Consider the following 23,743-nt stretch of genomic DNA (forward strand, 5'->3'; position numbering starts at 1 on the left):
GCATGCCGGGGGATGACTGACATGCGTGCCGTGCCCGTGGTTCTGCTGATCGGCGGCGCCGCGCTGGGAACACACCCGGCGGGCGCGCAGCCGCCTGTGCCCAGCAGCCAGCTTCCGCCGGCTGCCGTCGCCCAGGGCTTGCTGGGCCAGACCCCGGCCGCGGCGCCCGCCGCGCCGGCGCCCACGGTGACGGCCCAGGCCGGCAACAACCGTGCCGTGGATGTCTTGATCCGCCAGGCCGAGCGGTGGCTGGCGATGGAACGCTACGACCTCGCGGCCTCCTCCATCGAACGCGCGCTGGCGGCCGAGCCGCGCAACGTGCAGGCGCTCACGCTCGGCGCGCGCATCGCGGCTGCGCAGAACAACCGCACTGCCGCCCAGAGCTACGCGACGCGCTTGCGCGAGGCCGGCGGCACGCCCGCCGAGACCCAGGCGGTGACCGAGGCCCTGCGGGGCGCCGCCATCGACCGTAATGCGCTGGAGGAAGCCCGCAGCCTTGCCCGCGCCGGCCGCGCCGACGAGGCCGCGCAGCGCTATCGCGCCATCTTCGGCAGCCAGGGTCCGACGCCCCAATACGCCCAGGAATACTACGCGGCGCTCGCCGCCTCGCGGACTGCCGGCGCACAGGGCAGGGCGGGTCTGGAGCGCCTCGCCGACGAGCCCGGCGCGACCTCGCGCGCGCGGCTCGTCTTCGCCCAGAACCAGACCTACCAGCCCGAGACGCGCGCCGACGGCATCCGCCGCCTCCAGGCCCTGACCGGCGACCGCGAGGTCGGCATCGAGGCGCGTGCCGCACTGCGCCAGGCGCTGGCCTGGAGCATCGGCGACCCCGCCTATGCCGCCGCGACGCAGGCCTTCATCGACCGCTACGGCGCGGATGAGGAGCTGAGCCGCGGCCTCGCCGCCACGCGCCAGGCGACCGGCCCCGCCGCCGTGGCCCGGCAGGAAGGCTTCGCCGCTCTCGAGGCCGGCGGCCTGCAACGCAGCGCCCAGCAGTTCGAGGCCGCGCTGGCCGCCAATCCGAACGACGCGGATGCGCTGGGCGGCCTCGGCATCGTGCGCCTGCGGCAGAACCGCCCGGCGGATGCGCGCCAGCTTCTCGAGCGCGCCATCGCGGCCGATCCATCCAAGGCCCAGAACTGGCAGCAGGCGCTGGATGCCGCGATCTACCCCGCCGAGATCGCCGAGGGTCGCGCGGCGCTCCGCCGCAACGACATCGAGGCCGCCGATCGCATCGCCCGCTCTGCCGCCCGGCGCGCCGTGCAGGACCAGACGGATTCCGAGGTCCTGCTGGGCGAGATCGCGCTCCGCCGCGGCGACGCGCCGGCGGCGGAGCAGCGCTTCCGTACGGCGCTCGCCCGCCGCCCCGGCTTCGGGCTGGCGCGCGACGGCTTGGCCCAGGCCCTGCGCGCGCAGGGCCGGCTGTCGGAGCTGCCGCGACTCGCGGGCCCCGCGCCCTCCGGCGGCGGCGCGACGACCGGCCCGGGCTCGCAGCTCCGCGCCGAGGCCGACCGGTCGGGTGACCCCGTGGTGGCCGAGGCGCTGTTGCGCCAGGCCATGGCCCAGGCGCCGGGCGACCCCTGGATCCGGCTCGACCTCGCGCGGGCCCTGCGCCGGCAGGGCCGCGCCCAGGAAGGCCGCGCTCTCGTCGAGGAAGGAGCCGCGCGCGGCGGGCGGGACGGCACCTATGCCGCCGCCCTCTTCGCCGACGAGGACGGCCGCTACGCCGATGCCGAGGCCTATCTGAACCAGATCCCGCCCGGCAGCCGCACCGCCGACATGTCGCGCCTGCAGTCGCGGCTGCGCGTGCAGCGGGACGTGTCGGCCGCGGCCGCCATGCTCCGCAGCAGCCCGGCCGTGGGCCGCACGCAGCTCCTGACCATCGCGGCCCGGCCGGACCCCACGGGCGCGACCGCCGCCGCCGTCATCCGTGCCTTCGGCGAGGCCGACGACCGCTTCGGCGCCGCGGAGGCCGCGCGCGTGGGCGCAGCCGCCAACCGCGTCTCCGGCACGCCGGCGCGGCTCGCCATCGCGGGCGCGCTGCTCGGCGCGGGGCTGGATGCCGAGGCGCTGGCCATCGCCGATCAGGCCGAGGCGGGGAACCCGACGCCCGAGCAGCGACGCGACATCGCCTCGTTGCGCTCGGGTGCCGCGATTCGCGCCGCCGACCGGCTGAACCAGGACGGCCGCCAGGCCCAAGCCTTCGAGCGGCTGCGCCCCGCCCTGGAGCGTAATCCGGACGACCCCGACGCCAACCTCGCCCTCGCGCGGCTCTACCAGGGCGCGCGCCAGCCCGAGGAGGCGCAGCGCGTGGCCGAGGGCATGCTGGCGCGCAACCCGCGCAGCTTCGAGGCACGGCAGGGCGCCATCGACGCGGCCATTGCGCTGCGCCAGCGTGCCCGCGCCGAGGCGCTGCTGGCGGAGGCGCGCGAGCTCTTCCCGCGCGACAGCCGCGTCTCGCTGCTCGATGCACGGGTGGCGCGCGCCTTCAACGACGATGCCCGCGCCCGCCGCTCGCTGGAGACGGCGGCGGCGCAGCGCGCGGCCGAGGTCGGCCAGCTCGCCGGCCGCCCGGGCGGCGTGGCGGCCGAGCCGCGCCTGGCCAATCCCTTCGTGCGCCCCGGCGCGGCCCAGCCGTTGCCAAGCGTGGACGGCGTGCCCGTCGCGGGCGACCGCGTCTCGCGCGAGATCGCGCAGGAGCTCGCCGCGCTGGAGCGCAATACCGGCCCGCGCCTCGCGGCCCAGCCGGGGCTGCGGCTGCGTTCCGGCAGCTCGGGCCTGGACCGCTTGCAGGAGGTCAATGCGACCGCCGAGGGCGAGATCTCCCCGGCCGCGATCGGCGGGCGCCTGATGGCCACCGTGACCGGCGTGACGCTGGAGACCGGGCGCCTCGCCTCGGACGCCAATTCGCTGCAGCGCTTCGGCACCAACGCGGCCTATGGAACGCGCGCCCAGCCGCGCACCACAGCCTCCGGCGCCATTCTCGGACTGAGCTACACGCGGGGCGACAGCTTCCGCGCGGATATCGGCTCCTCGCCGCTCGGCTTCCCGACGACGACCGTCATTGGCGGGCTGGAGATCGCGCCGCAGATCGGCGGCATTCGCCTGCGCCTGACGGGCGAGCGGCGCACGGTGAACGACAGCCTGCTCTCCTGGGCCGGGCAACGCGATCCGGTCACCCAGCGGAGCTGGGGCGCGGTGACGCGGGCCGGCGGGCGCGCGCAGGTCGAGCTGCCCCTCGGCCCCGGCTACGCCTATGCCGGCGGCGGCTACTACATGTTCGAGGGCGAGAACGTTCGCGACAATGCGCGTATCGAGGCGGGGGCGGGTTTCTCCTATCCGTTCTGGCGCCGGCCGGATGGCGAGCTCTCGGTAGGCACCGACCTTGTCTACTTCGCCTATGACCGGAACCTGCGGTACTTCACCCTCGGCCATGGCGGCTACTACAGCCCGCAATCCTTCGTGGCGCTCAACGTGCCGGTGGATTACCGCGGCCGGACGGGCGATTTCAGCTACCGGCTGGGCGGCACGGCGGGCTACGCGGTCTGGCGCGAGCAGACGGCGCCGCTCTACCCCAACGACTCCAACCTGCAGGCCCTGGCCCAGGCGCGGGCGGCGGCAGACCCGACCGCGATGGCCTTCTACCCCGGCCAGAACAAGCAGAACTTCGTGGGCGGCGTGCGCGGCGACATCGACTACGCCGTAACCCCGAACCTGAACCTGAGCGCCGGCTTCCGCTACGACGTCTCGGCGAACTGGGACGAGATGCGCGCCTTCCTGCGGCTCAACGGCCGCTTCTGACCGCGGGAAATAAATTCATTATTTTCTGAGGCATAGGCCGGTCGATTTATCGCTGGTGCACGCAGAAGTTGCGTGACGCGGCGCGAAAGCTCGCCTTTAACTTGTGCCCATGCGCGTCACCTGCGTGCTCGGCACGCGTCCCGAGGCCATCAAATTGGCGCCCGTCATTCTCGCGCTCCGCGCGGCCGGGGCGGGATGCCGCATCGTGTCCACGGGCCAGCACCGGGACCTGCTGGGCCCGGCGCTGGAGGGGTTTGGGCTGGCGGCGGACCAAGACCTCGGCCTCATGCGGCCGGGGCAGGGCATGGCGGAGCGGCTGGCCGGGATGCTGATGGGCCTCGCCCCCCTGCTGCGCGAGGCGCCGCCGGACTGGGTGCTGGTCCAGGGCGATACGGTCAGCGCCGTCGCGGGGGCGCTGGCGGGCTTCTATGGCGGGGTGCCGGTCGCGCATGTCGAGGCCGGGCTGCGGAGCGGCAATCCCCTGGCGCCCTGGCCGGAGGAGGCGCATCGCGGCCTCATCGCCCGGGTCGCCGCGCGCCATTTCGCGCCCACCCCCGCGGCGGCGGCGCAGCTCCGGCGCGAGGGGGTGGAGGACGCCCGCATCGAGGTCACCGGCAATACCGGCATCGACGCGCTGCACATGACGGCGCGGCGCGGCGAGGGCGACGTGGCGCTCGCCTGTCGCTTCGCCTTCCTGGATCCCGCACGGCGGCTGGTTCTGGTCACGGGGCATCGGCGCGAAAGCTTCGATGGAGGGCTGGATCGCGTGGCGGGCGCCGTCGCGCGGCTGGCGCGTCGGGCGGATGTGCAGGTGGTCTTCGCCCTGCATCTCAACCCGCAGGCGGAAGTACCTGCGCGGGCGGCTCTCGGGCATCTGCCGAACGTGCATCTGCTGCCGCCGCAGGATCATGCGGGCTTCGTCTGGCTGATGCGGCGGGCCTATCTCGTCGTGACCGACAGCGGCGGCGTGCAGGAGGAGGCACCGAGCCTGGGCCGCCCCGTGCTGGTGACGCGGGAGGAAAGCGACCGGCCCGAGGCGATCGAGGCCGGGACCGCCCGGCTGGTGGGCACGGACGGGGAGGGGCTGCTGCGCGCGGCCGAGGAACTGCTGGACGACGAGGGCGCCTGGCGTGCCATGGCCCGCGCCGGATGCCCCTATGGCGACGGCCGCGCCGCGCCGCGCATCGTCCGCTCGTTGATGGGCGAGGTGGCTCCGAGCCTCGGAACGCTTGAATTTGAAGGACAAATTTCCTAGTATCGGGTCGCCAACAGCCGTGCTGCGCCCTGAGCAACGGCCGGTAAGATAGTAAGATAGTAAGATAGTAAGGCGCGCCTCGGCCCGGCCGGAGGGTGGCACCCGGCGCCTGAGGGACGAATCAAACCGTAAACTGCTCCTTGATGATGCGCTCGGACAGGTTGTGGTCCGGGTCGAAGAGCATGGTCATGGTGATGCTGCGGTCCTCGCGCACCTCCACGCGGCGAACGTCGCGGACCTCGGTGTAGTCCGCGGTGGCGGACACGGGGCGCTTCTCGGCCTCCAGCACCTCGAACACCACCTTGGCGGCGGAGGGCAGCAGGGCCCCTCGCCAGCGGCGCGGCCTGAAGGCGGAAATGGGGGTGAGGGGCAGGAGGTTCGCGTCCAGCGGCACGATGGGCCCGTGGGCCGAGAGATTATAGGCGGTGCTGCCCGCCGGGGTGGAGACCAGGATACCGTCGCAGATCAGCTCCGGCAGGCGTTCCTTCCCATCCACGATGATGCGGAGCTTGGCGGCCTGGCGCGTTTGCCGCAGCAGTGAGACCTCGTTGATGGCGAGCGTGGCGTGGGTCTTGCCGTCATGGGAATGCGCCCGCATCCGCAGCGGGTGCAGCGCCGAGCCCTGGGCGGCCGCCAGCCGGGCCGGCAGGTCCTCCTCGCGGTAGTCGTTCATGAGGAAGCCGACGCTGCCCCGGTTCATCCCGTAGATCTGGGCGTTGCGGCCCAGGAAGCGGTGCTGGGTCTCCAGCATCACCCCGTCGCCGCCGAGCACCACGATGAACTCCGCCTCCTGCGGCGCGGCATCGCCATACATGGCGGCGAGCCGGTCGCGCGCGGTCTGCGCGACCTCGGTGGTGGCCGCGATGAAGGCGATGCGCGTCAAGCGAGGCGCCGGTGCTCGAGCACGGGCATGTCGCGCCGGACGCGGGCCGTGACGGCCGGGTCGATGCGCGCGGTGGCCCAGCCGGTGCCGTCGCTTGCCTTGGCGACGACATGGCCCCAGGGGTCGGCGATCAGCGAATGGCCATAGACCTGCCGCATGGCCCCGCGCTCCTCATAGGAGCCGTGGGAGGCGGCGGCGACGATCCAGCACTGGGTCTCGATGGCGCGCGCGCGCAGCAACACCTCCCAATGGTCCTTGCCGGTCATCAGCGTGAAGTTGGACGGCACGAAGATGACCTCGGCGCCGGCGCGGCGAAGCGCCAGATACTGCTCCGGGAAGCGCATGTCGTAGCAGATGGTGCAGCCGAAGGTGGTGTCACCGGCCCGGAAGGTCACGATGTCGCTGCCGCCGCCATAGAGGGCGCTCTCGCGGTAGCCGGTGCCGTCGGGCCCCGTGATGTCGAAGAGGTGGATCTTGCGGTAGCGCGCGATCTCGGCGCCTGTCGGGTCGAAGACCACGGTGGTGTTGAAGAGCTTTTCCTCGCCCTTCTCGATGATCGAGCCGCCATGGATGTGGATGCCCGCGCCGCGCGCGATCTCGCGCATCATCTCGTAGGCCGGGCCGCCGGCCTCGTTGGAGCCGACGGGCGGGAGGATCTCGGCCGCGTTCATGCGCGAATCGCGGCCGCCGCCGAGGTTGGTCCATGTCTCGGGCAGGGTGACGATGTGCGGGCGGTCGGCCGCCAGCGCGCCTTCGATGAGGCGGCGGGCCTGGCCGAGATTGGCGGGCTTGTCGCTGCCCTGGTTCATCTGGATGGCGGAAACTCGCATGGCGCGCATCAAGCCACAGAATGCCCGGGCCTGGGAGGGGCCGCGTTCCTGGCTTAGGTTCCGATCCATGCAGACCGATTCACGCCTCGCGCGGCTCCGGGACCTCATCGCGGGGGTGGCGCCGAAACTGGACCTCGACCTCGCGCTCCGCCTCTGGGATGGGCAGGCGATTCCCCTGGGCCCGCGCTGGAGCGGCGACCTCGCGATCGCGGTGCATGACCCGCAGGTGGTCACGCGCCTGCTGCGCCGGCCGCGCCTGCCCACGCTGATCGACCTGCTGGCCGAGGGGCTGGTGGAGATCGAGGGCGGCACGCTGCTGGACCTCGCGGCCCGGCGTGGTGAGAAGGGCACGCGGGGCCTGGCGCGCTCGGTGAACAAGCTGGCGGCGGCGCGGGCCGTGCTGCCCTTCCTCTTCGGCCCGGGCGCGGCGGATCCGAGCCACGCCTATGCCGGCGCGCAGAAGGCGAGGGCGGAGGAGGGGCGGGACGACAAGTCCCAGGTGCAGTTCCACTACGACCTGTCCAACGCCTTCTACTCGCTCTTCCTCGACCCGGAGATGGTCTACTCCTGCGCGTATTTCCCCGATTGGGAGGCCGACCTCGCGACGGCGCAGAAGGCCAAGCTGGAGATGATCTGCCGCAAGCTGCGGCTGGCCCCCGGCGAGCGGTTCCTGGACATCGGCTGCGGCTGGGGCGGGCTGGTCTGCCATGCCGCCCAGCATCATGGCGTGAAGGCCCACGGCGTGACGCTGAGCCAGGCGCAGTTCGACTTCGCGCAGGAAAAGGTGAAGCGCCTAGGCCTGCAGGACCGCGTGACGCTGGAATTGCGGGATTTCCGCAGCCTGGACATGGAGTTCGACAAGATCGCCTCCATCGGCATGTTCGAGCATGTGGGGCTCGACAACCGGGACGGCTATTTCCGTCATATCCGCTCCCTGCTGCGGCCGCGGGGGATCTACCTGCACCACGCCATCGCGCGGCCGATGAAGAAGGACGAGCGGGAGTTCCGGAAGAAGCGGCCGGAATTCGCGGCGCTGGTGAACTACATCTTTCCGGGCGGGGAGCTGGACCATATCGGCGGCACCACCGACGCCATGGAGCGCAACGGCTTCGAGATCCACGATACCGAGGGCTGGCGGGAGCATTACGGCCGCACCTGCCGCCTCTGGACCGAGCGCCTCCACGCGAATCGGGCGGCGGCCGAGGCCGAGGTGGGTCCGGCCAAGACGCGAATCTGGCTGATCTACCTGGCCGGCTGCGCCCTGGCCTTCGAACGCGGCAGCGTGGGCATCTTCCAGACGGTCGCGACGAAGAAGGCCCGGGGCGGCGCCGGACTGCCGCCAACGAGGGGCGACCTCTATGCAACCCCGATTGTCTGAGGCACCCCTTTGACATCCGCGCCGCCGGTGGTAAGGCAGCGCCCGTCGGAGTGTAGCGCAGCCTGGTAGCGCATCAGTCTGGGGGACTGGGGGTCGTGGGTTCGAATCCCGCCACTCCGACCATTATTCGGCGGATAACCGCCATTTCTGCCCCAATTCATCCCCCTCCATAGCCTGCGATAGTCGAGGAAGATCGCGCATTGTTCGCGGTGGTTTGGTAGCCATGTGGTAGCCCGATGGTCCCGTTTCGTTCTATGTTCTCCCCGAATGCAAGGCGGAGGGCCGCGTGCGAATCAACAAGCGGGCCATCGAGGATCTGGATCGGCAGCCTCTGCCGGAAACGCGACAGGTCTTCTGGGACGACAAGCTGGCAGGCTTCGGTCTCCGCCGCACGCCCAAGGGCAAAATCGCCTACGTGCTGAAATACCGCGTCCGTGGCGACGTGCGGCAGCGCTTCGAGACCTTGGGCGACTGGCCAGCCATGTTGCCGGACGATGCGCGGGCCGAGGCCGAGGAATTTCGCAGCGCCGCTTCGCGAGGGCGCGACCTCGCAGCAGAGCGCGATGCGGCTGCGAAGGCAGAGCGGCAGGCCGCCCTCGATGAATCGCGCCGGGCCATCCCAATCACCGAGCTGCTGGACGGGTGGCGGGCCGCAACCCAGGCGGCCCTCGCGTCTCGCATCGCGGCAGAGCAGACAGGGAGCTATGAGCGCGAGCTGCTGCGCCTTGAGGCGCAGATCCTACGCCCCTCCATTGGCGCCACGACGGTCGGCGCGTTCGACCCGGCGCAGTTCAAGACCCTGCTCGCCAGCCAGGCGTCCGCGAGCACGGCCGGCAACCTGCGATCCCTCATTCTCCGCTTCTCGGCTCATGTGTCCGAGGAGATGGATCGGCGGGGCATGCCGATCAGCTGGCCGGACAGCTACAAGCTCAAGAAGGGACGGGGCCAGCGCTGGCAGCGCTACACCCTCGACGAGATCGCCCGCCTCTTCATAGCGGCAGGCGCATTCGGGCGGCGTGGCGCCCTGCTGCGCTTCATGATCCTGACGGCCTGCCGGAAGAGCGAGGGCGTGCGGGCGAAGCGCTCCCGGATTGTCCTAGATGACGCAGTGGTGGGTCCGTACTGGCTCCAGATCGGTGGCACGACCAAGAACAGGCAGGAACACCGCGTGCCCCTCTCCCCGGCCGCTGTGGCGCTTCTGCGCTGGCTCCCGGATCGCTCCACCCGCACTACGCCGGAAACCGATCTGATCTTCTCCGGCCGGGGCGGAAAGGTCATGTCTAGCTGGTCCGATCTGGCGACCTCGGTTTTCTCGGCGGCGGGGATCGCTGGCCGGACCTTCCATGACTTCCGTCGCACAGTCGTGTCGGTGCTGGGCGATCACGGCTTCGATGCGGTGGTTACCGACAAGCTCCTGAACCACGCCGCCTCGAGCTCCATGACGGGTGTAATGGCCGTCTACCAGCGCGCAGAGATGCTGGCGCTGCAGCGGCAGGCAATTGAGCGCTGGGCGGAGCTGCTGTTTGCGGAGATCGACCGCCAGGGAGCGGCAAATGGAAAGCCCCAGATCTCGCGAGAGACCTGGGGCTTTGACGTGCCGTTCGAGGAAGCGCGGATCAGGCGGCTCGTGCAGCCCCGCCGCGCCGTCGCCGCGGCTCCGCGCTCCTCAGGATCTCGGCGGCGAGCCACGTCTTAAGCTCGTCCTGCTTGTAGTAGACGTACTTGCCGACCCGGAAATACTTGGGCCCCTTCCCACGCGCGGCGAGCGCTTCCAGGTGCTCGTTGCTGATGTGCTCGTAGCCCTGGGCGGCGAACCAGTCCGCTGCCGCTGAACGCGAAAGGTTCGGTCGATTGAGCCTCTCGTCCATCAGTAGCCGTTCCATCGAGTTCCGGGCGACTCCACGCCTGAGAGGTAATCGGCGTAGCCGGGCTGTGGAGTCATGCCCCGTCCCCTCTTGAACCGCCGGCCATGCGACTGCACATGCGCGCCCGAGAGGGAAGGGCATGATGGCTGATCCGCGGACCCAGATCGTCTACGCGCCAGGCGGCAAGGTGGAGTTGCTCCTCCGAGAGGAGGAGAAGAACCGCAGCATTCCGATCGACATGACTGATGCACCCTGGGAGGCCTCGACCCTGGCCGACCCATCGGTTAGCGCTGCCGTCGAAGAGTGGGTCTTCTCCCACGACTTGCCCGCGACCCTCGACTGGAAGCAGCTGCAGGCCATCCTGCTGAGGTGCGACGTGGACCTGCATCGCGTCGCTGCGAAGCGCCCGAAGGGCTGAAGCTCGCCTACGAAGACGCTCCAGGCCATCCCGCCACGCGACCCGCGAAGATCGCGCCTCGTTCAGACGCTGTGTTTTTCGGAGCGCCAGATGTCGGACACCATTCCCCGGTTCTCCGCCGCCCTGTTCGAGGCCAGGGAAGAGCTGCGCGCCAAGCTGGATCGTGAGGCGGTCCGCCGTCAGTGGTGCGACTACTTGCATGGCCCGCTGAGAGAACGGCTCAGCGAGATTTTGGAGGTCGCGAAGCCGACGCTTGCAGATATGGCCGTGCAAATGTAGCTCGGGCCTAGGGCCACCGGGCGCGACAGCCCTTCCGCCGATCTCGCCACCTTCGCGAAGTCCGAAGGACAGACCTGGGAATTCGCCATTCAGATGAGCGACGCTGGGTTCAATCTCGTCAGACGGCCGGGGTTCGAACCGGTTAGCACCGTGCCCTTCGACATGGACGGCAAAGGCTGGCCCACCCTCTTGGCGAGCTGCGCGGCGTTCGCGTACCGCAAGGTGCAGGGCTTGGTGCAGTAAGTCTCCGGCCGCATCGCGTGGCGGATCGGATCGGCGCATGCCGCGACATACCCGCAGCGGCGTCTCAGTTTTGATCTGAAGCACCGGCTTGGCCCCTCTCCTTGATATAGTGAGCCAGCACTTCCCGCTTCGCCTCGTCGAGCGTCTTGTAGTCACCGCGCTCCTGCGCGAACCAAGTGCCATCGGGCTTCGCGAGAAACACATGCTGGTTCGAGCAAGGCGTGTCCGCGAATATTGGCTCGATGCCGAAGGCCGGCCCATAGTTGGTGTCGATGCCCCACGCGATAATCTTGACGTGCTGCTCCCACACATCGGCGATCGCTGGGCTTTCCTTGTCCTCGTCGACCGAGAGGAAGCAGGCCACGTCGCCGGGTGTCGCTGGGACAAACCTCTGACACAGCCGCTCTAGCGCATGCTCGGAGAGGAAGACGGGCACCTCCGGACCATCGTCCGGGACCGCGTAGTGCGTTGTCGAGCCATCGGGTCGGGCTTCCTGGCGGAAGCGTCGGACAAAGCGCAGGTTGAGGGCGCCAAGAGCTGTTCGAATGAAGGTTTCGGTCACTTGAGGCGTTCCTCCGTGCTAGCGCGATCCGTTGGACGGGCGGCCACGTGGCTCAACTGAGGGCTGTTGCCGGCGGCCGACCGCAGCATTAGTGCACCGCCCCCGAAGGTGAGGCTGGCAGACCTCCCATTGGATCTGCCGGCGGTGCCAGGAGGCCCGTCAGCAGGCGTTCAACCCATAGGTCATGGACCGCACGGGCGAAGCCCATAGCTGCGGTCAGCGGCAGGTCGACCGCAGTGGCCATGAGGTCGTCCAGGTAGGACGTGCCGACAGCCTTGATCTCGCCGCTGCGTTCGAAATACGCCTTGAGCATTCCGACATCCCGCGACTTGAAGCTCTCCATCGTGGCGTAGATCGTGCCATGCACCTGATCGACGAAGTGCTGCTCCCCGAGGAAGTCAGGGCAGGGAGCCCCGCGCAGGACGAGGCCGAGGTACATCTGCTCGATCGTGGCAGCGCCTCGTGTGGATTTGCTGCGGCGGTCGGGGGCCGGCGTGGACTGCTTCACGGAAGCGGCGATCTCGGGGCGCGTGGCCTTGTTCATATTCGTGGGCCTTGCTTGAGGTCAGGCGATTACGGCTTGCAGGTTGGCGACCTGCCCGCGGAAGTCGCGTTCAAGGGCATCGAGCACCTCGTCCACGACCACTTCGGAAACGTCCTGACTGCGGAGGCGCCCAAGGAGGTAGGTGACCTTCGCGTCGTACTCCTGAGGACCGTTCGGCGAGCGTGCCGCGATCCGCGACGTGATTTCGTCGTCGAAGCTGGCCAGCACTTCCATCTCATGGTCCCGGGTCTCGTTCGGGACGTCCGGGTCTTCGGGGCGGCTGTTGACGACCGCAACATATAGGCGCCCGAGCGTGACAAGTTCACTCATGCTGGCCGCGTCAACGATGGACGCAGCCCTGGAGGGGGCGGTCCCATATTCCTCCGGAGCGGCCGGCGTCATCGCCTCCGTTGCTTCGGCAGCGGGCAGGGTAGTGTCGTTCATGGAGTGCTCTCCTTCTTGGTGTTCAAGCCGAGGGCGAGCAATGCGTCGGGGTAGAAGTAGCTCCACGCCCCCAGTGGCACGATGTTGACACTCAGCAGCAGCGCCAGCGCGACGGTGGTTCGCTCCAACTGACCACCGATCGTCGCGAGGCGAGCGGGCGTTTTGGGGTCCGCATCCTCACTCGCCATGCGGATCTGATTGACGAGCAGCACCAGCTGCGCCAGGCAGTCGCTGACTTTCGTGGGCTCACCAGCGAGGACGACGTCCTCGAGCGCGTATGATGTCTGGAGAGCACGATCGTCCTGGGTGCGCCGATCCGGGGTCATCCCGCATGGCGAGCGATTTCCCACTTCCTTGACGATGCATTGTGCCTCCGCGGCAAGCGCGGTCAGGTCGATGGTGCTGGCGGCCAGGTTCAGCTCACAGATGGGCGAACGGGCGTTCACAGCGGCACCTCCGGATTGGTCGGCCGCGGTGCGTAGGTTGAACGCAGCACCGCCCGACCCAGCGTCTCTATGAAGCCGATCAGCAGGTGGGGCTGACGCTGGGCCTCGTCCTGACGTGAAATCGCGAGAAGCACTGAGTTGAGGATGTGACGGTCGGAGTGAAGCTGGATGTGCTCGATCAGCAGATCCGCGTAGGCAGCGCCGCGCCGTTCGTCATCGAGACACATGACCATCGTGTATTCGCCGGGAGGCCGCGGCCCTGGCGACCAGAAGTTTATCGCGGATACGCGCGGCTTTCTGAGCCTCTTGGCCTCAGCCATCTCCTTGCGGCTGCGCAGGCGGACGAATGGGAGAGCAAGGAAGCTGGACTGCTTCGGAGACATCTTGGGGTCGGCGCTCTCCAGCGGACCACGGCGGTGCTTCCTCTTCGGATCGGGGGGCGCCGCGTCTCGCGCATTCGCAGACAAGTTCGCCTCGGCCGGGACGGGAAAGGTGATCTGGTTCATGGGCCTCACCTGCTCAGTGTCTTGCGGGCCACCGGATGGGCGGCGCAGATACCAAAATGCCGAACCGGTATCATTACGTCAATACCAAAACGGGATTTGGTATCGATGCCAGCTTGGTGCTCGCAGCCGCGGCGCCGCCACGCATACTAGTGGCCGAGCATTGGAAGGCGGTCATGGCAAAGACGGCGTCGTTGAGGAGGGGTCGTAATCGACAGGTCAAGCTGCTGCCGCTTGGTCCGCACGCCCGCTTCAATGAGGCCTATGCCGCGCTGGCGGTTGCCATGTCGCAGGCCGGGCTAGCGCCTGAGGATCTCAGCCGAGCACAAATCCATACCTTTTGGGATCTTCGCGAGCCGTATCACGAGCACGCGATCGGGGGTCTGCACCACTGGTGGAACTATGACCAGGCACGGCTGATGGGTCGCTCGCGGCGCAGCGGGGCGGACAATCCGCGGATTCTGCTCAAGGCGTTCATCTCGCGCCCGGGAAATCTCGCGGTGGAATGGGAGCCGCAGCGGGTCGGCGGAAGTGACTGGAGCGAGTTCCATCGGCTCTCCGCATATGGTCCCTACCGGCCGTCGAACGAGCTGATGTTCATCCGCGGTGTGAAGCGCTTGAACCCGGCGGTGGATGGGCGGGATTTACAACAGAACCGGAGGATCGACGCCCACTTGCTGGCATGCATCGGCGCCGCCATCGAGTGCCTCGAGACGCGTTTGGCGATCTGCTTCGATATCCGGTGGGAGTCGTCGTTCCAACTCGACTGGGCGCCGCAGCCCAAGGACCGCTGGATCCCCAAGGAAGGCCTGGAGCTCCTCGGGTGGCATATCGAGGACGTCGTGGCGAGGACGCAGCGTCAGGAGCGGGATGAGTTGGCGGCGCTGCTGGAACTTACGCAGCGCGATGCGGCCGGCTTTATTCAGTTGCTGACAGAAATCGAGCCTGAGCTGAAGCTCGACCATCTCCGGGACGAGGCGTCACTTGTTCGCGTGCAGAAAAGGCTTCGTCAGCATGAAATCAATATGACGCCGGCGCTCCTCGGCAGGATGGTGCAGCTCCTGGAGGGGCACCATGCCGAGCTGCTGAGACCACTTTGGCGGGCGGTGGGCGGCGGGTTGAAGGTAGTGAAGTAGCCACGGGGCCGAAGTCGGCTTGGCATCCGCCGAGCAGAAAAGATCAAACTTTTAAGTGGCTCTTCCGGGTTGATGCGGCAGACTTTGACGGCGTGTATATATTTCGGAGGTTCGCCGCCAACTCCGGATCTTGCTCCGCTTCGTCGAGAAGGAGAGCAACGCCCTCAAAGATCATCTCGTCGATGTCGAAAATGGTGAGTCCAGCAGGCATGTCTCGTTTCGTCATGCGAGATCGGAGGATCCGCTGGATACGCGAATCCAGTTCTCGCCCCGGGGGGGCTGAACTTCCAACAGACCTCTCACCAAGCTCGCGCGTAGCTGCGCGATAAATGGTCTCAATCTCCTGCGGCGCCAATTTATCTTTGCCCACCATCCTGCGGATGCGGTCCTCGACCTCTGGAGTCGCCGGCTCTCCTGTAGCTGCCTTGATCTCGTCCAGTAGCTCCGCGACGGCTTCTTCAGGGCTTTTGAAATAGTCGGGGAGCAACTGGGCTTGCATCCGGTCCATGGCTTCCTCGATGTTAGTTAGACGGGCTGCCATCTTGGTCAGCACGGCCACCACGACTGACAGGTCAGCCGCCTCAAAGCTCCTTTCGAGCCTATTGAGCATCTCGGAATTCACGCTCCGTCCCGCGTGCCCCGCGGCTTGGACGATCTTCTGATGAAGATCGTCGCTCAGTCGGAGGCTGAATCTCATCTGTCCGTCATCGCTCATGGCATCACGATAGCATCACTTCCGAAAATCCCTTGACGTCTTTATGATGCCAGGTGCTATGCTTCGTGGCATCATAATGGAGCCAGGAGATCCCAATGTCCCGCGCCCCGGGCTACACCGCCGACCGAACCGGAACCGCGAAGGTGACGGTCCCTCTGACGCCCGAGGTCATCAGGCAGATCGACGAATGGGGCGTCCCGGCCGGAATGGCGAGTCGAACTTCTGCCATTCGCGCTCTCTTAATCAGGGGGCTGGAGGCCACTCGAGGCGATGGCAACCGGGCGGCCGAGAGCGCGTCGCAGGTATTACCTTCCTGAGAAATCCCGTTCTCGGCTTGGCACGCGCGTGTCAGTCACGATGGCGCTCGCGCCAAACTGTGGAGAAAAGGGGCGCTAATGTTCCTCACCCGTCGCGACATTCTCCTCGCAGTGCCGCTGGGGCCGGCCCTGCCACTGCCGGGCAAGCCGGCGAGCGCTCCACTCACCCTCGCGCAGATGGTCCAGCGGCTCGAGGATCTGTCCGCCGAGAGCGATGCTCTGACGGAGCGACACGCTTTACCCATCAAGGGCGGCTATACGGCCGGCGGTCACGCATATCTCGCAGCGCTGGAAGCGCTGGACAGCGAAGCCGGCCTGGTCCTGCAGCAACTGATCGGCACGCGGGCCGTAAGCGACGCTGAGATCCGGCTTAAGGCGAAGGTGGTAGCTCAGTACAACGTGTTCGTGACGCCCGCCGATCTGTGCCCGGCGGACGCCCTCCTTCGTAGCTTGCTTCAGGATTTGGGTGCTGTCGCGTAGCCGCCCGTGGCGCCGCCAAGCTCGCGGCGGACGGTCGCGCAGGCAAGCCTCAGCGGACGCGCTCGATCGGTGGGGCTTCGGCCGGGAAGGGGTAAGTCATTCTTCCGTCGGAACCGAGGGAAGAAGTTCACCCCACCCCCATCAGTTCCGCCAGGGTCAGAAGCCGGTGCATCGAGCCGGGCACGATTCGCGACACAGGGAACACCAATACCTTGGACGGGTTGTGCTGGCGCAAGTGAAGCTGGGTAGTGGTCAGTTTCACAAATTCCTTCACGAAAGCCATCGGCTCCGCATGCTCCTTGTCTCCCTGGAGCACGATAACCACCACATTGTCCCCGGGGCGAACCTTTTTCGTCGGATCGGCGACCACGAAAGCGCCATGGTCGAATGCCGGTACCATGCTCTGGCCTTCGACGTAGAGCCCGTACGCCTTGGCATTGCCCTGCAGGCTTGGCGGTCGATAGGCCCGGTCAACGACGTCCCCGAAGTTGAGGAAGAACGCGCCTTCACCCTCGCTTCCGGCGGCCGTGCCGTAGATTGGCAAATCCCGGCTCATGGACCCAATCGTCGGCACGTTCACCTCTCCCGCAAGCCGCGCGTTCGACTTGGCTGGCGGCTCCGACGCGACGGGGCGCGCTTGCAGGGCAACGGCGATGTTGGGATCGATCAACGCTTCCACGCTGACCTCGAGGGCCCGAGCCAAGGCCTGCGCCTGGTCGTACTTCAACCTGCGCTCGCCGGTCTCAAGCCGCGTAACCGTCGGGCCAGCCATCCCGCCGGCGAGCTGGCCGAGATGACTGGCCGACCAGCCGCGTTGAAGGCGGAACTCGCGTATTCGGTTCGGAAAGTGGTTCGACGACATCTTAATACCAATACGGGATGGATCGCTCGGGGGTCTCGCTCCGTTTCGGTATTGCATTGCCAGATACCATAGTGGTATCAGTGGGGCATGGAGCTTTCCGCCTGGATGGCCGCTGAGGGCCTTACGAACGTCGCCTTGGCTGCCCGCTTGGGGGTTGCGGAGAACACCGTGAACCGTTGGCGGAACAAGTGGCGCCGGCCCCGACAGAAGGACATGACGACGATCCTCCACATGTCGGGTGGCCAGGTCACGCCGAACGACTTCTTCATCGTCGCGCCGCCGGTCGATCAAGGCCGAGGCAGGCCAACGCGCTGCGAGGCGGGGCAATGAACGTGCCGACAGCCGACATCAAATATGGGCAGATCCGAGCCGGAAGGCCGTGGCGAATTGCCCAAGAAGTGGCTCAGGAGGAGGGCGCAGACGGCGGCAACCGCTGCGCCCTGTATCAAATCCGGTCGGGTGAGAGTGAGCGCCTCCATGCCCCTTCTTCGCATGGAGCGACGACATGAGGTTGTCAGAGCTGGCCACGAACGTGGCGCATTCCACCCAAGCCGCTGTCAGAGAATGGACGAACGAGTACGGCCGCGAGCGGGGCCTGCTCCTCTTTGCCCGTCGCGTCGGCATCACGGAACGTCGGGCCCGCAGCCTCGCCGAGGGCACCGCCGGCCGTATCGACGCTGCCGAGTACATCGCCGCGCAGCAGGCGCGCGCGGAAATCCTTCGCGCCCGGATCGCCCGCGCGCAGCAGCACCTTCACGAAATCGAGGACGCGCATGGTATGGGTCTGGAGCCGCCTCGGCGCGGCGCTGCTGAAGCTGTCATCAACGGCTCTGAACGGCAGCGAACGCTTGGCAGCGGCCGGCCGATGGTGCCTCGAACAGGCTGAGCGCCTTCAAGACCGCGCGCCGATGAGCCCACGAAATGACTAGCGGTCTCACGGAAGATCAGCGGCGCGCTCATGACGAAATCCTCGCCGCAACCGGCCGGGGCGAGCGCTATCTCCTGACCGGCTACGCCGGCTCCGGCAAGACCTTCCTGATGCAGAGGTTGACGCATTCCTGGCGAATGCGCGGCTTGCGCGTCGCGCTGACAGCGCCGACGCACAAGGCGGTCGCCGTGCTCAAGCGCAAGCTGCAGGAAGCGAAAATCGAGGAGGTGCCCTGCCTGACTGTCTTCTCGCTCCTAGGCCTGCGGCCGAAAATCCAGGCCGACCGCGAGGTCTACGTCCGGGACAAAAGGGCGCAAGCCGTCACGACGGACGTGGTCGTGATCGATGAATGCAGCATGCTGGGCGAAGACCTGATGGCCCATATCAGGCGTCACCTTCCGCTCAGCTTCGTGCTGTTCGTCGGCGACCCCGCGCAGCTGCCGCCCGTCGGAGAAGCGGCCTCCCAGGCCTTTGAGGTCAAGCGGCGCAGCCACCTCAGCACCATCGTCCGGCAATCCGCCGAAAACCCGCTGCTGGCTGCCGCTCACGCGATCCGTGAGGGGCAGGGAAAGCCAGTGGACTGGTCGTGGTGCAGGTCGGCCGCCGTGCCCCCGCTCGGTGTCTACCTACCAGGCGCCGCCGCCGACGATTGGATGAGGCAGGGCTTTCTTTCCCCGGCCTTCGAGGAAAACCCCGACAACTTCCGTTATCTAGCCTGGACGAACGCGCGCGTGCACGAAGTCAATCAGAAGATTCGGCGATGGCGCTACGGTGACCGCGCGCTCGTACCGTTCGTGCCCGGCGAATTCGCCCTGATCCGCAAGCCTATCCTGCTCGACAAGACCGTCCTCTTCAGCACGAACGAGGAGGCAGAGGTCAACGGCATCGAGCGAAGCTCCATCGAGCACTACATCTGCAAATCGGGTGACTGCGCTGGCTGGATGGCGACGGTTCCGACCTGGCGCGTCACGCTCCTGCGGAAGGACTTCGGCCCGGTCCCCGTCGAGATGGTGGCCGATGCGGCAGCCTATCAACGGGTTATCGCCCGCATCACGGACGAAGCGACCGCCGGTTGTCGTGATCGCTGGGAGCATCTGTTCGAATTCAAGGAATCCCTGGCGAACCTGCAGTCCATCTACGCCATGACCGTCCACACGTCCCAGGGCAGCACGTTCCGCAATGCCTTCGTGGATATCCCCGATATCCGCCGCCGGGCCGCCAGCAATCCGCTGGAAATGCAGCAGATGCTCTACGTCGCGGCGACCCGGCCCAGCCGGGCTCTCGTCCTTGTAGGGGCGTGAGAGGAATGCGCGACGACATCAACTTCCCTGGCCTCATCGAGCCCGTGGCCCGGCGCCTCCTGGGCGAGCCCAACTCCGAACTATCCGACAGGAACACTTTACGTTTTGGTGGGCGCGGCAGCGTGGCGGTCGAGATTGCTGGCGACAAGGCCGGCACCTGGTACGACCATGAAGCCGGCGAGGGCGGCGGCGTGCTGGACCTCATCAGGTCGCGCACGGGCCTGGTGAACGGCGCGGCCATTGACTGGCTGGCCAGCAACATCGACTCCTCGATCGGCGTGAAACGGTCCGACAGCGGGCAGACGTCGAGGCCTCGTCTGGGACCCATCGTCGCGATCTACGACTACCTCGACCAGACCGGCGAGCTCGTCTTCCAGGTCACGCGGCATAAGGACCCAAAGGACTTCCGGCAGCGGCAGCCGGATGGTCGGGGCGGATGGACGTGGCGGGTTAAGGGCCTGCCCAAGCTGCCGTACAGGCTTCCGGAACTGCTCGCTTCCGGCGCCGATACCGTCGTCTTCGTCGCCGAGGGCGAAAAGGACATCGACCGGCTACGTGGCCTCGGCCTGACTGCCACCTGCAACGCCGGCGGTGCCGGGAAATGGCGCGCAGAACATGCCTGGTGGCTGAAGGACCGCCACGTCGTGATCCTGCCGGATAATGACCCCCAGGCGAAGGACCCGGAGGGCAATCCGCGCTTTCACCCTGACGGCCGGCCGGTGCTGCCCGGACAGGATCATGCCGCTGAGGTGGCCCGCAGCCTTCGCGGCGTCGCAGCCAGCCTGAAGATTCTAATGCTGCCCGATCTGCCGCTGAAAGGTGACGTGTCGGACTGGATCGAGGCAGGCGGCACGGCTGAACAGCTACTGGCGATGGCAGCCGACGCTCCCGCGGCCGAAGGATTGAGTTCGCGCAGCGATGACGACCTGCAGCAGCGCTACGGCACTGCCGACGTTCCCACTATTCGTGTCCGCGGCGGAGACCTGCACCTCGAGGCATCGGCCGGCGAGGCAGCGCTAATCCGTGCCGGCAAGAACATCTTTCAGCGCGGAAAGAAGCTCGTGCGGCCGGCCGCCCAGGAGGTGACCGCTGCGCGTGGACGCACGGCGCTCTCGGCTTGCCTGATCGAGATCACCCAGGCTGGAATGGTGGACAATCTATGCAGCTCGGCAGTCTGGGAGCGCTTCGACGGCCGGAGCGAATCCTGGGTCCAGATCAATCCGCCAAAATCGGTTGCGGAAACCATCCTGGCCCGCTCGGGGCAATGGACCTTCCCCCGTATCGCCGGCGTCATCACCACCCCCACCCTACGCGCCGACGGAAGTATCCTTGCCGAGCCGGGGTACGACGAGGCGACCCGGCTATTCCTCGTTCCAGATCCGAACCTCGCGCTCCATCCTGGCGTCGCCAATCCGACGCGCGAGCTCGCGGAGCGGGCACTGGCCGCCCTCAACAGCCTGCTCGACGAGTTTCCCTTCATCGACGCCGTCAGCAGGTCCGTGGCCCTGTCTGGGCTGATCACCCCGGTGGCGCGCGGCGCCATGCCTGTTGCCCCCATGCATGCCATTAAGGCGCACACGGCCGGCACCGGCAAAAGCTACATGGCTGACACGGTCAGCGCGATCTGTACCGGCCAGCCTTGCCCTGTGACCAGCGCGGCGCCTGACGACGAGGGGGAGACGGAGAAGCGGCTCGTAGGCCTGCTCATGGGCGGCTACCCTATATGCTCTCTCGACAACGTGAATGGGGAGCTCGGCGGCGATCTGCTCTGCCAGGCGATTGAGCGGCCCATTATCCGCATCCGGCTTCTCGGCAAGTCGGACATCTTCGAGGTCGAGAGTCGTGCCACTTTCTTCGCCACAGGGAACAACCTGCGTGTCCGCGGTGACATGGTGCGACGAACGGTCGTGTGTTCTCTTGACGCCAACATGGAGCGCCCGGAGCTAAGGGAGTTCAAAGGAGATCCTGTTCGCGAAGTTCTGGGCAACAGGGGGCGGTACGTCAGCGCGTGCCTGATCATCGTGCGGGCCTACATCGAGGCCGGTCGGCCCGGCCTGTTGAAGCCGATTGCATCGTTCGAGGATTGGTCCAACACCGTCCGCTCGGCGCTCGTTTGGCTGGGCTGCTCGGACCCGGCCGACTCTATGGAGGAGGCGAGGAAGGACGATCCGGAGACGAGCGAGCTGAGTGAAATGCTGTCCGTTTGGCACCAGGCGTTGGGCGAACAAGCTCTGACAGTCCAGCAGATCATCAAGGCGGTCAACGAAAAGCACGACATGAACCCAGCGGAATATCGGCATCCCGCACTACGCGAGCTTCTTCGCGCGGCATTTGAGGAGCGCGGAGAGATCAACACACGACGATTTGGGAATGCCCTGAAGAAGTACGAAGGCGTGATCGTCGCCAAGCGACGGTTCAAGCGAGCCGACACCAAAGGAACGGGCGGCTTGGTCCGATGGCAGGTGGCCTATGGCTGAAGGTCGGACGGGCTTTCGAACGGCTGTCCAGGTTAGGGGACTGGAACTGCCAGAGCCCTGGCGTGGTGGGTTTGGTGGGTTTCGAGGGGTTGGAAAACCCTACGCGCGGAAACTGTCAGACCCATTTTTTGGCACTGACAGTTATTGGAGTCTGAGTGCAGCGGACCCACGAAGCCCACCAAACCCACTAGGTGCAAATCCGGCCGCTGAAACCTCAGCGTCGTCGGCTGAAGATACGGACCAGCTGCTCCGCGATGATGCCGCCAAGCATATAGGCCGAACCGCGATCACCGATGGCCGCGCTCAGCCACTCACTGGGAGGCTGCTGGCGCAGGCGCAGCAGCGAAGCCCGGCGGATGTACTCCGCCTCCTTCGCAACCGGGTCGGTGCGGCCGCGAGCGAGGAAAAGCAGGAGCAGGGCGATTGCCAGATCGAGACCGCCTACGCCAAGCGTGGCCGTCAGAGGCCCTTCGGCGCGTCTGAGCCATATCCAGGCTGCGCCGTGCAGAAAGCCGATGGCTGCGAAGCCGAAGATGCCGGCGCCGATCAGAAAGATGGTGCGCCGGGCCGTGCTTACAGCCTCGCGCTTAAGCCGGAGGACCTCCGCTTCAGCCGCGACGCGCAGCAACTCCACGCTGCGCATGGGTCAGCGCCGACACAGATGCGCCAGGACGAAGCCTGTGGCTACGGCGATACCGAGGGCCGTCAGCGGCTTCTCCGTCGTGTAGCTGACGACGCGGTCCCTGCATTCCTCGACCTGGTTCCGCGCACTCCGGGCTATGGCTTCCGCCTGGCCGGCCATGGCGCCGACCGCCGGCGCGACCTGCTCCTTCATCAGCGCTTCGACACGACCCTTCAGGTAGGCGATTTCCTCGTGCGGGTCGTCTTTGGGGGAAAGCGGCTCGCTCATCTTCTTTTTCCTTTCGGGGCAGCCTCCCATGAACGGCGGCTCAGCGTCGCGGTTTCGGGCGACGCCCTCTGCGGCAGATTTTTCCTGAGACAGGGTGGTCATCATGACGGACTTGTCGAGCAAGGCGCGCCGAGCCGCGAAGCAGTTGGCTGAGGCGATGAGGTCGAAGCCTGAGAAGACCGGGACGGCAAACGATCTCGGGCCGAAGATCGTCGACCGCAAGGGCCGGCCCCGCCTCCATCCATCGCGCGTCATAGAGACGGCCGCGGATCCCGCTCACCCAAACCGGACCATCCGCCGCGCGCGGGTGCAGTGGCTGCCGGATGTGTGGCTGTCCAAAGGTGCCATCGAGCAGGGGCACCACGACGCTGCGACGCGCTTCCTCACCGCCTACGAGCGGGGCGTGCTGGGCGCGAAGGATCGGCATCTCACGCGCATCTCATTCAACCGCGCCGCGCCGACTGGCCTGCCCATCGCGCAGCTGGGATGCTTGTCCGATTACCGTGCCGCAGAGCAGGCCGTTGGCATCATGCTCTCAGGCGCCTTGGCGTGGTGCGTGCTCTCCACCGGGACCGTCGAGGGCTGGGCCGAATGCAAGGGCTGGCATCGTGATCGGGCATCGGGATACCTGATGGCCGCCCTGGACCGCCTCGCCGAGCACTACGGCTACCCCGTCAAGAATGCCGCTTGACACGGCGCGGCACGTAAGACCACAAATCCCCATCGTCGATTGCTGCGCCCGGAGCCGAACAGGCCGCCGGGCGTTTTCATTTGGGGGCTCCGCTCATGCCGGGTGATCCCTTCTACCGCTCGGCCGCCTGGCTCGACGCTCGCGCGGGATACCTCACCCGGCATCCCCGCTGCGAAGTCCTGTCCTGCGGCGAGCCCGCAACTCACGTCGATCACAAGGTCCCACGGCGCCGCGGTGGAGCGGCGCTGGATCCCCGGAACTTCCAGGCGCTTTGCCACTCCCATCATTCGGAGAAGACGGCCCGCAAGGATGGCGGCTTCGGTCGCCGTCCAGGCGAAGTGACCTTCAAGGGCTGCGAGGCATCGGGCCGGCCGATCGATCCAGGCCATCCCTGGCGGCGCGCCAGAGCTGCGACATGACGGCATACCTCAACGATCAGGCCACGCGATGGTCACATGCATGCGCGGCTGGCATG

The 23,743-nt window shown here is 67.3% G+C and carries 25 protein-coding genes and 1 tRNA gene; 14 read left to right on the forward strand and 12 right to left on the reverse strand.

The window, feature by feature from the left end:
• Window positions 1-12 precede the first annotated feature (12 nt).
• Window positions 13-3,801, forward strand: coding sequence for a cellulose synthase subunit BcsC-related outer membrane protein (locus WJM96_RS16070; RefSeq protein WP_424813531.1), 3,789 nt, complete (start codon window positions 13-15; stop codon window positions 3,799-3,801).
• 109 nt (window positions 3,802-3,910) lie between these two features.
• On the forward strand, window positions 3,911-5,056 hold the full coding sequence (gene wecB, locus WJM96_RS16075; protein ID WP_424813532.1) for a non-hydrolyzing UDP-N-acetylglucosamine 2-epimerase: 1,146 nt from the start codon (window positions 3,911-3,913) through the stop codon (window positions 5,054-5,056).
• A 121-nt stretch (window positions 5,057-5,177) separates the two neighbouring features.
• Here wecB and WJM96_RS16080 read toward each other — a convergent pair whose 3' ends face one another.
• Both WJM96_RS16080 and WJM96_RS16085 read right to left on the reverse strand, forming a co-directional pair.
• A complete protein-coding gene (locus tag WJM96_RS16080) occupies window positions 5,178-5,939 on the reverse strand; it encodes an NAD kinase (RefSeq protein ID WP_424813533.1) in 762 nt (253 codons plus the stop codon).
• Window positions 5,936-6,769, reverse strand: a complete 834-nt coding sequence (locus tag WJM96_RS16085; RefSeq protein WP_424813534.1) for a carbon-nitrogen hydrolase family protein — start codon at window positions 6,767-6,769, stop codon at window positions 5,936-5,938. The genes WJM96_RS16080 and WJM96_RS16085 overlap by 4 nt, the downstream gene beginning before the upstream one ends.
• A gap of 67 nt (window positions 6,770-6,836) precedes the next feature.
• Between WJM96_RS16085 and WJM96_RS16090 the strand changes: the two genes are divergently transcribed.
• The 5 genes from WJM96_RS16090 to WJM96_RS16110 all read left to right on the forward strand — a co-directional run bounded on the left by WJM96_RS16090 (window position 6,837) and on the right by WJM96_RS16110 (window position 10,709).
• Window positions 6,837-8,147 (forward strand): class I SAM-dependent methyltransferase, encoded by a 1,311-nt coding sequence (locus WJM96_RS16090; RefSeq protein WP_424813535.1) that lies wholly within the window; start codon window positions 6,837-6,839, stop codon window positions 8,145-8,147.
• Window positions 8,148-8,193: 46 nt separating this feature from the next.
• A tRNA-Pro gene (locus WJM96_RS16095) sits at window positions 8,194-8,270 on the forward strand.
• Between the two features lie 163 nt (window positions 8,271-8,433).
• Complete coding sequence (locus WJM96_RS16100; RefSeq protein WP_424813536.1) at window positions 8,434-9,843, forward strand: site-specific integrase; 1,410 nt, start codon at window positions 8,434-8,436, stop codon at window positions 9,841-9,843.
• A gap of 308 nt (window positions 9,844-10,151) precedes the next feature.
• A complete protein-coding gene (locus WJM96_RS16105; RefSeq protein WP_424813537.1) occupies window positions 10,152-10,430 on the forward strand; it encodes a hypothetical protein in 279 nt (92 codons plus the stop codon).
• A 90-nt stretch (window positions 10,431-10,520) separates the two neighbouring features.
• Window positions 10,521-10,709 carry a hypothetical protein gene (locus WJM96_RS16110; protein WP_424813538.1) on the forward strand — a complete coding sequence of 63 codons (189 nt, stop codon included), beginning with the start codon at window positions 10,521-10,523 and terminating at the stop codon, window positions 10,707-10,709.
• 307 nt (window positions 10,710-11,016) lie between these two features.
• Here WJM96_RS16110 and WJM96_RS16115 read toward each other — a convergent pair whose 3' ends face one another.
• From WJM96_RS16115 to WJM96_RS16135, 5 genes are all read right to left on the reverse strand, one after another.
• The gene (locus WJM96_RS16115; RefSeq protein WP_424813539.1) at window positions 11,017-11,514 is read right to left on the reverse strand and encodes a hypothetical protein; all 498 of its coding nucleotides are present in this window, start codon (window positions 11,512-11,514) and stop codon (window positions 11,017-11,019) included.
• An 88-nt stretch (window positions 11,515-11,602) separates the two neighbouring features.
• Window positions 11,603-12,058, reverse strand: coding sequence for a DnaB-like helicase N-terminal domain-containing protein (locus WJM96_RS16120; protein ID WP_424813540.1), 456 nt, complete (start codon window positions 12,056-12,058; stop codon window positions 11,603-11,605).
• A gap of 21 nt (window positions 12,059-12,079) precedes the next feature.
• Window positions 12,080-12,502, reverse strand: a complete 423-nt coding sequence (locus tag WJM96_RS16125) for a hypothetical protein (protein WP_424813541.1) — start codon at window positions 12,500-12,502, stop codon at window positions 12,080-12,082.
• A complete protein-coding gene (locus WJM96_RS16130; RefSeq protein ID WP_424813542.1) occupies window positions 12,499-12,948 on the reverse strand; it encodes a hypothetical protein in 450 nt (149 codons plus the stop codon). Before WJM96_RS16130 ends, WJM96_RS16125 begins: the two co-directional genes overlap by 4 nt.
• Window positions 12,945-13,454 carry a hypothetical protein gene (locus tag WJM96_RS16135; RefSeq protein WP_424813543.1) on the reverse strand — a complete coding sequence of 170 codons (510 nt, stop codon included), beginning with the start codon at window positions 13,452-13,454 and terminating at the stop codon, window positions 12,945-12,947. The genes WJM96_RS16130 and WJM96_RS16135 overlap by 4 nt, the downstream gene beginning before the upstream one ends.
• Window positions 13,455-13,489: 35 nt before the next feature.
• Here WJM96_RS16135 and WJM96_RS16140 point away from each other — a divergent pair, with 35 nt between their 5' ends.
• Window positions 13,490-14,587, forward strand: coding sequence for a hypothetical protein (locus WJM96_RS16140; RefSeq protein ID WP_424813544.1), 1,098 nt, complete (start codon window positions 13,490-13,492; stop codon window positions 14,585-14,587).
• Between the two features lie 43 nt (window positions 14,588-14,630).
• Here the strand turns inward: WJM96_RS16140 and WJM96_RS16145 are convergent, their stop codons facing one another.
• Window positions 14,631-15,302: an Arc family DNA-binding protein gene (locus WJM96_RS16145; protein ID WP_424813545.1), complete on the reverse strand. Its 672-nt coding sequence runs from the start codon at window positions 15,300-15,302 to the stop codon at window positions 14,631-14,633.
• A gap of 395 nt (window positions 15,303-15,697) precedes the next feature.
• On the opposite strand from WJM96_RS16145, the gene WJM96_RS16150 reads away from it, so the two are divergent.
• The gene (locus tag WJM96_RS16150) at window positions 15,698-16,099 is read left to right on the forward strand and encodes a hypothetical protein (RefSeq protein WP_424813546.1); all 402 of its coding nucleotides are present in this window, start codon (window positions 15,698-15,700) and stop codon (window positions 16,097-16,099) included.
• 127 nt (window positions 16,100-16,226) lie between these two features.
• On the opposite strand, the gene WJM96_RS16155 is transcribed toward WJM96_RS16150, so the two are convergent.
• Complete coding sequence (locus WJM96_RS16155) at window positions 16,227-16,961, reverse strand: S24 family peptidase (RefSeq protein WP_424813547.1); 735 nt, start codon at window positions 16,959-16,961, stop codon at window positions 16,227-16,229.
• Window positions 16,962-17,048: 87 nt separating this feature from the next.
• Between WJM96_RS16155 and WJM96_RS16160 the strand changes: the two genes are divergently transcribed.
• Complete coding sequence (locus tag WJM96_RS16160; protein WP_424813548.1) at window positions 17,049-17,291, forward strand: helix-turn-helix domain-containing protein; 243 nt, start codon at window positions 17,049-17,051, stop codon at window positions 17,289-17,291.
• A gap of 184 nt (window positions 17,292-17,475) precedes the next feature.
• Here WJM96_RS16160 and WJM96_RS16165 read toward each other — a convergent pair whose 3' ends face one another.
• The gene (locus tag WJM96_RS16165) at window positions 17,476-17,736 is read right to left on the reverse strand and encodes a hypothetical protein (protein WP_424813549.1); all 261 of its coding nucleotides are present in this window, start codon (window positions 17,734-17,736) and stop codon (window positions 17,476-17,478) included.
• A 146-nt stretch (window positions 17,737-17,882) separates the two neighbouring features.
• Here WJM96_RS16165 and WJM96_RS16170 point away from each other — a divergent pair, with 146 nt between their 5' ends.
• Both WJM96_RS16170 and WJM96_RS16175 read left to right on the forward strand, forming a co-directional pair.
• Window positions 17,883-19,190: an ATP-dependent DNA helicase gene (locus WJM96_RS16170; protein ID WP_424813550.1), complete on the forward strand. Its 1,308-nt coding sequence runs from the start codon at window positions 17,883-17,885 to the stop codon at window positions 19,188-19,190.
• Window positions 19,191-19,195: 5 nt separating this feature from the next.
• Complete coding sequence (locus WJM96_RS16175; RefSeq protein ID WP_424813551.1) at window positions 19,196-21,667, forward strand: topoisomerase; 2,472 nt, start codon at window positions 19,196-19,198, stop codon at window positions 21,665-21,667.
• 214 nt (window positions 21,668-21,881) lie between these two features.
• Here the strand turns inward: WJM96_RS16175 and WJM96_RS16180 are convergent, their stop codons facing one another.
• Together WJM96_RS16180 and WJM96_RS16185 are read right to left on the reverse strand one after the other, a co-directional pair.
• Entirely contained in the window at window positions 21,882-22,310 is a 429-nt protein-coding gene (locus WJM96_RS16180; protein ID WP_424813552.1) for a hypothetical protein, read from the reverse strand.
• Between the two features lie 3 nt (window positions 22,311-22,313).
• Entirely contained in the window at window positions 22,314-22,682 is a 369-nt protein-coding gene (locus WJM96_RS16185) for a hypothetical protein (protein WP_424813553.1), read from the reverse strand.
• Between WJM96_RS16185 and WJM96_RS16190 the strand changes: the two genes are divergently transcribed.
• Both WJM96_RS16190 and WJM96_RS16195 read left to right on the forward strand, forming a co-directional pair.
• Window positions 22,681-23,268 (forward strand): hypothetical protein, encoded by a 588-nt coding sequence (locus tag WJM96_RS16190; protein ID WP_424813554.1) that lies wholly within the window; start codon window positions 22,681-22,683, stop codon window positions 23,266-23,268. The two genes, WJM96_RS16185 and WJM96_RS16190, sit on opposite strands and share 2 nt — an antisense overlap.
• Window positions 23,269-23,363: 95 nt before the next feature.
• Window positions 23,364-23,687 carry an HNH endonuclease gene (locus WJM96_RS16195; protein ID WP_424813555.1) on the forward strand — a complete coding sequence of 108 codons (324 nt, stop codon included), beginning with the start codon at window positions 23,364-23,366 and terminating at the stop codon, window positions 23,685-23,687.
• Window positions 23,688-23,743: the final 56 nt, after the last annotated feature.

Origin of the sequence: Roseococcus sp. YIM B11640 (genome assembly GCF_049727625.1) — a bacterium.
Taxonomy (GTDB): Bacteria; Pseudomonadota; Alphaproteobacteria; order Acetobacterales; family Acetobacteraceae; genus Roseococcus.

What these genes read in the sequence shown, in the direction of transcription:
- WJM96_RS16070 (WP_424813531.1), top strand. Translation starts at nt 13, where the DNA reads ATGACTGACATGCGTGCCGTGCCCGTGGTTCTGCTGATCGGCGGCGCC.
- wecB (WP_424813532.1), top strand. Translation starts at nt 3,911, where the DNA reads ATGCGCGTCACCTGCGTGCTCGGCACGCGTCCCGAGGCCATCAAATTG.
- WJM96_RS16085 (WP_424813534.1), bottom strand. Translation starts at nt 6,769, where the DNA reads ATGCGAGTTTCCGCCATCCAGATGAACCAGGGCAGCGACAAGCCCGCC.
- WJM96_RS16090 (WP_424813535.1), top strand. Translation starts at nt 6,837, where the DNA reads ATGCAGACCGATTCACGCCTCGCGCGGCTCCGGGACCTCATCGCGGGG.
- WJM96_RS16105 (WP_424813537.1), top strand. Translation starts at nt 10,152, where the DNA reads ATGATGGCTGATCCGCGGACCCAGATCGTCTACGCGCCAGGCGGCAAG.
- WJM96_RS16110 (WP_424813538.1), top strand. Translation starts at nt 10,521, where the DNA reads ATGTCGGACACCATTCCCCGGTTCTCCGCCGCCCTGTTCGAGGCCAGG.
- WJM96_RS16120 (WP_424813540.1), bottom strand. Translation starts at nt 12,058, where the DNA reads ATGAACAAGGCCACGCGCCCCGAGATCGCCGCTTCCGTGAAGCAGTCC.
- WJM96_RS16125 (WP_424813541.1), bottom strand. Translation starts at nt 12,502, where the DNA reads ATGAACGACACTACCCTGCCCGCTGCCGAAGCAACGGAGGCGATGACG.
- WJM96_RS16135 (WP_424813543.1), bottom strand. Translation starts at nt 13,454, where the DNA reads ATGAACCAGATCACCTTTCCCGTCCCGGCCGAGGCGAACTTGTCTGCG.
- WJM96_RS16140 (WP_424813544.1), top strand. Translation starts at nt 13,490, where the DNA reads ATGGGCGGCGCAGATACCAAAATGCCGAACCGGTATCATTACGTCAAT.
- WJM96_RS16145 (WP_424813545.1), bottom strand. Translation starts at nt 15,302, where the DNA reads ATGAGCGATGACGGACAGATGAGATTCAGCCTCCGACTGAGCGACGAT.
- WJM96_RS16150 (WP_424813546.1), top strand. Translation starts at nt 15,698, where the DNA reads ATGTTCCTCACCCGTCGCGACATTCTCCTCGCAGTGCCGCTGGGGCCG.
- WJM96_RS16155 (WP_424813547.1), bottom strand. Translation starts at nt 16,961, where the DNA reads ATGTCGTCGAACCACTTTCCGAACCGAATACGCGAGTTCCGCCTTCAA.
- WJM96_RS16160 (WP_424813548.1), top strand. Translation starts at nt 17,049, where the DNA reads ATGGAGCTTTCCGCCTGGATGGCCGCTGAGGGCCTTACGAACGTCGCC.
- WJM96_RS16165 (WP_424813549.1), bottom strand. Translation starts at nt 17,736, where the DNA reads ATGCGCGTCCTCGATTTCGTGAAGGTGCTGCTGCGCGCGGGCGATCCG.
- WJM96_RS16170 (WP_424813550.1), top strand. Translation starts at nt 17,883, where the DNA reads ATGACTAGCGGTCTCACGGAAGATCAGCGGCGCGCTCATGACGAAATC.
- WJM96_RS16175 (WP_424813551.1), top strand. Translation starts at nt 19,196, where the DNA reads ATGCGCGACGACATCAACTTCCCTGGCCTCATCGAGCCCGTGGCCCGG.
- WJM96_RS16180 (WP_424813552.1), bottom strand. Translation starts at nt 22,310, where the DNA reads ATGCGCAGCGTGGAGTTGCTGCGCGTCGCGGCTGAAGCGGAGGTCCTC.
- WJM96_RS16190 (WP_424813554.1), top strand. Translation starts at nt 22,681, where the DNA reads ATGACGGACTTGTCGAGCAAGGCGCGCCGAGCCGCGAAGCAGTTGGCT.
- WJM96_RS16185 (WP_424813553.1), bottom strand. Translation starts at nt 22,682, where the DNA reads ATGATGACCACCCTGTCTCAGGAAAAATCTGCCGCAGAGGGCGTCGCC.
- WJM96_RS16195 (WP_424813555.1), top strand. Translation starts at nt 23,364, where the DNA reads ATGCCGGGTGATCCCTTCTACCGCTCGGCCGCCTGGCTCGACGCTCGC.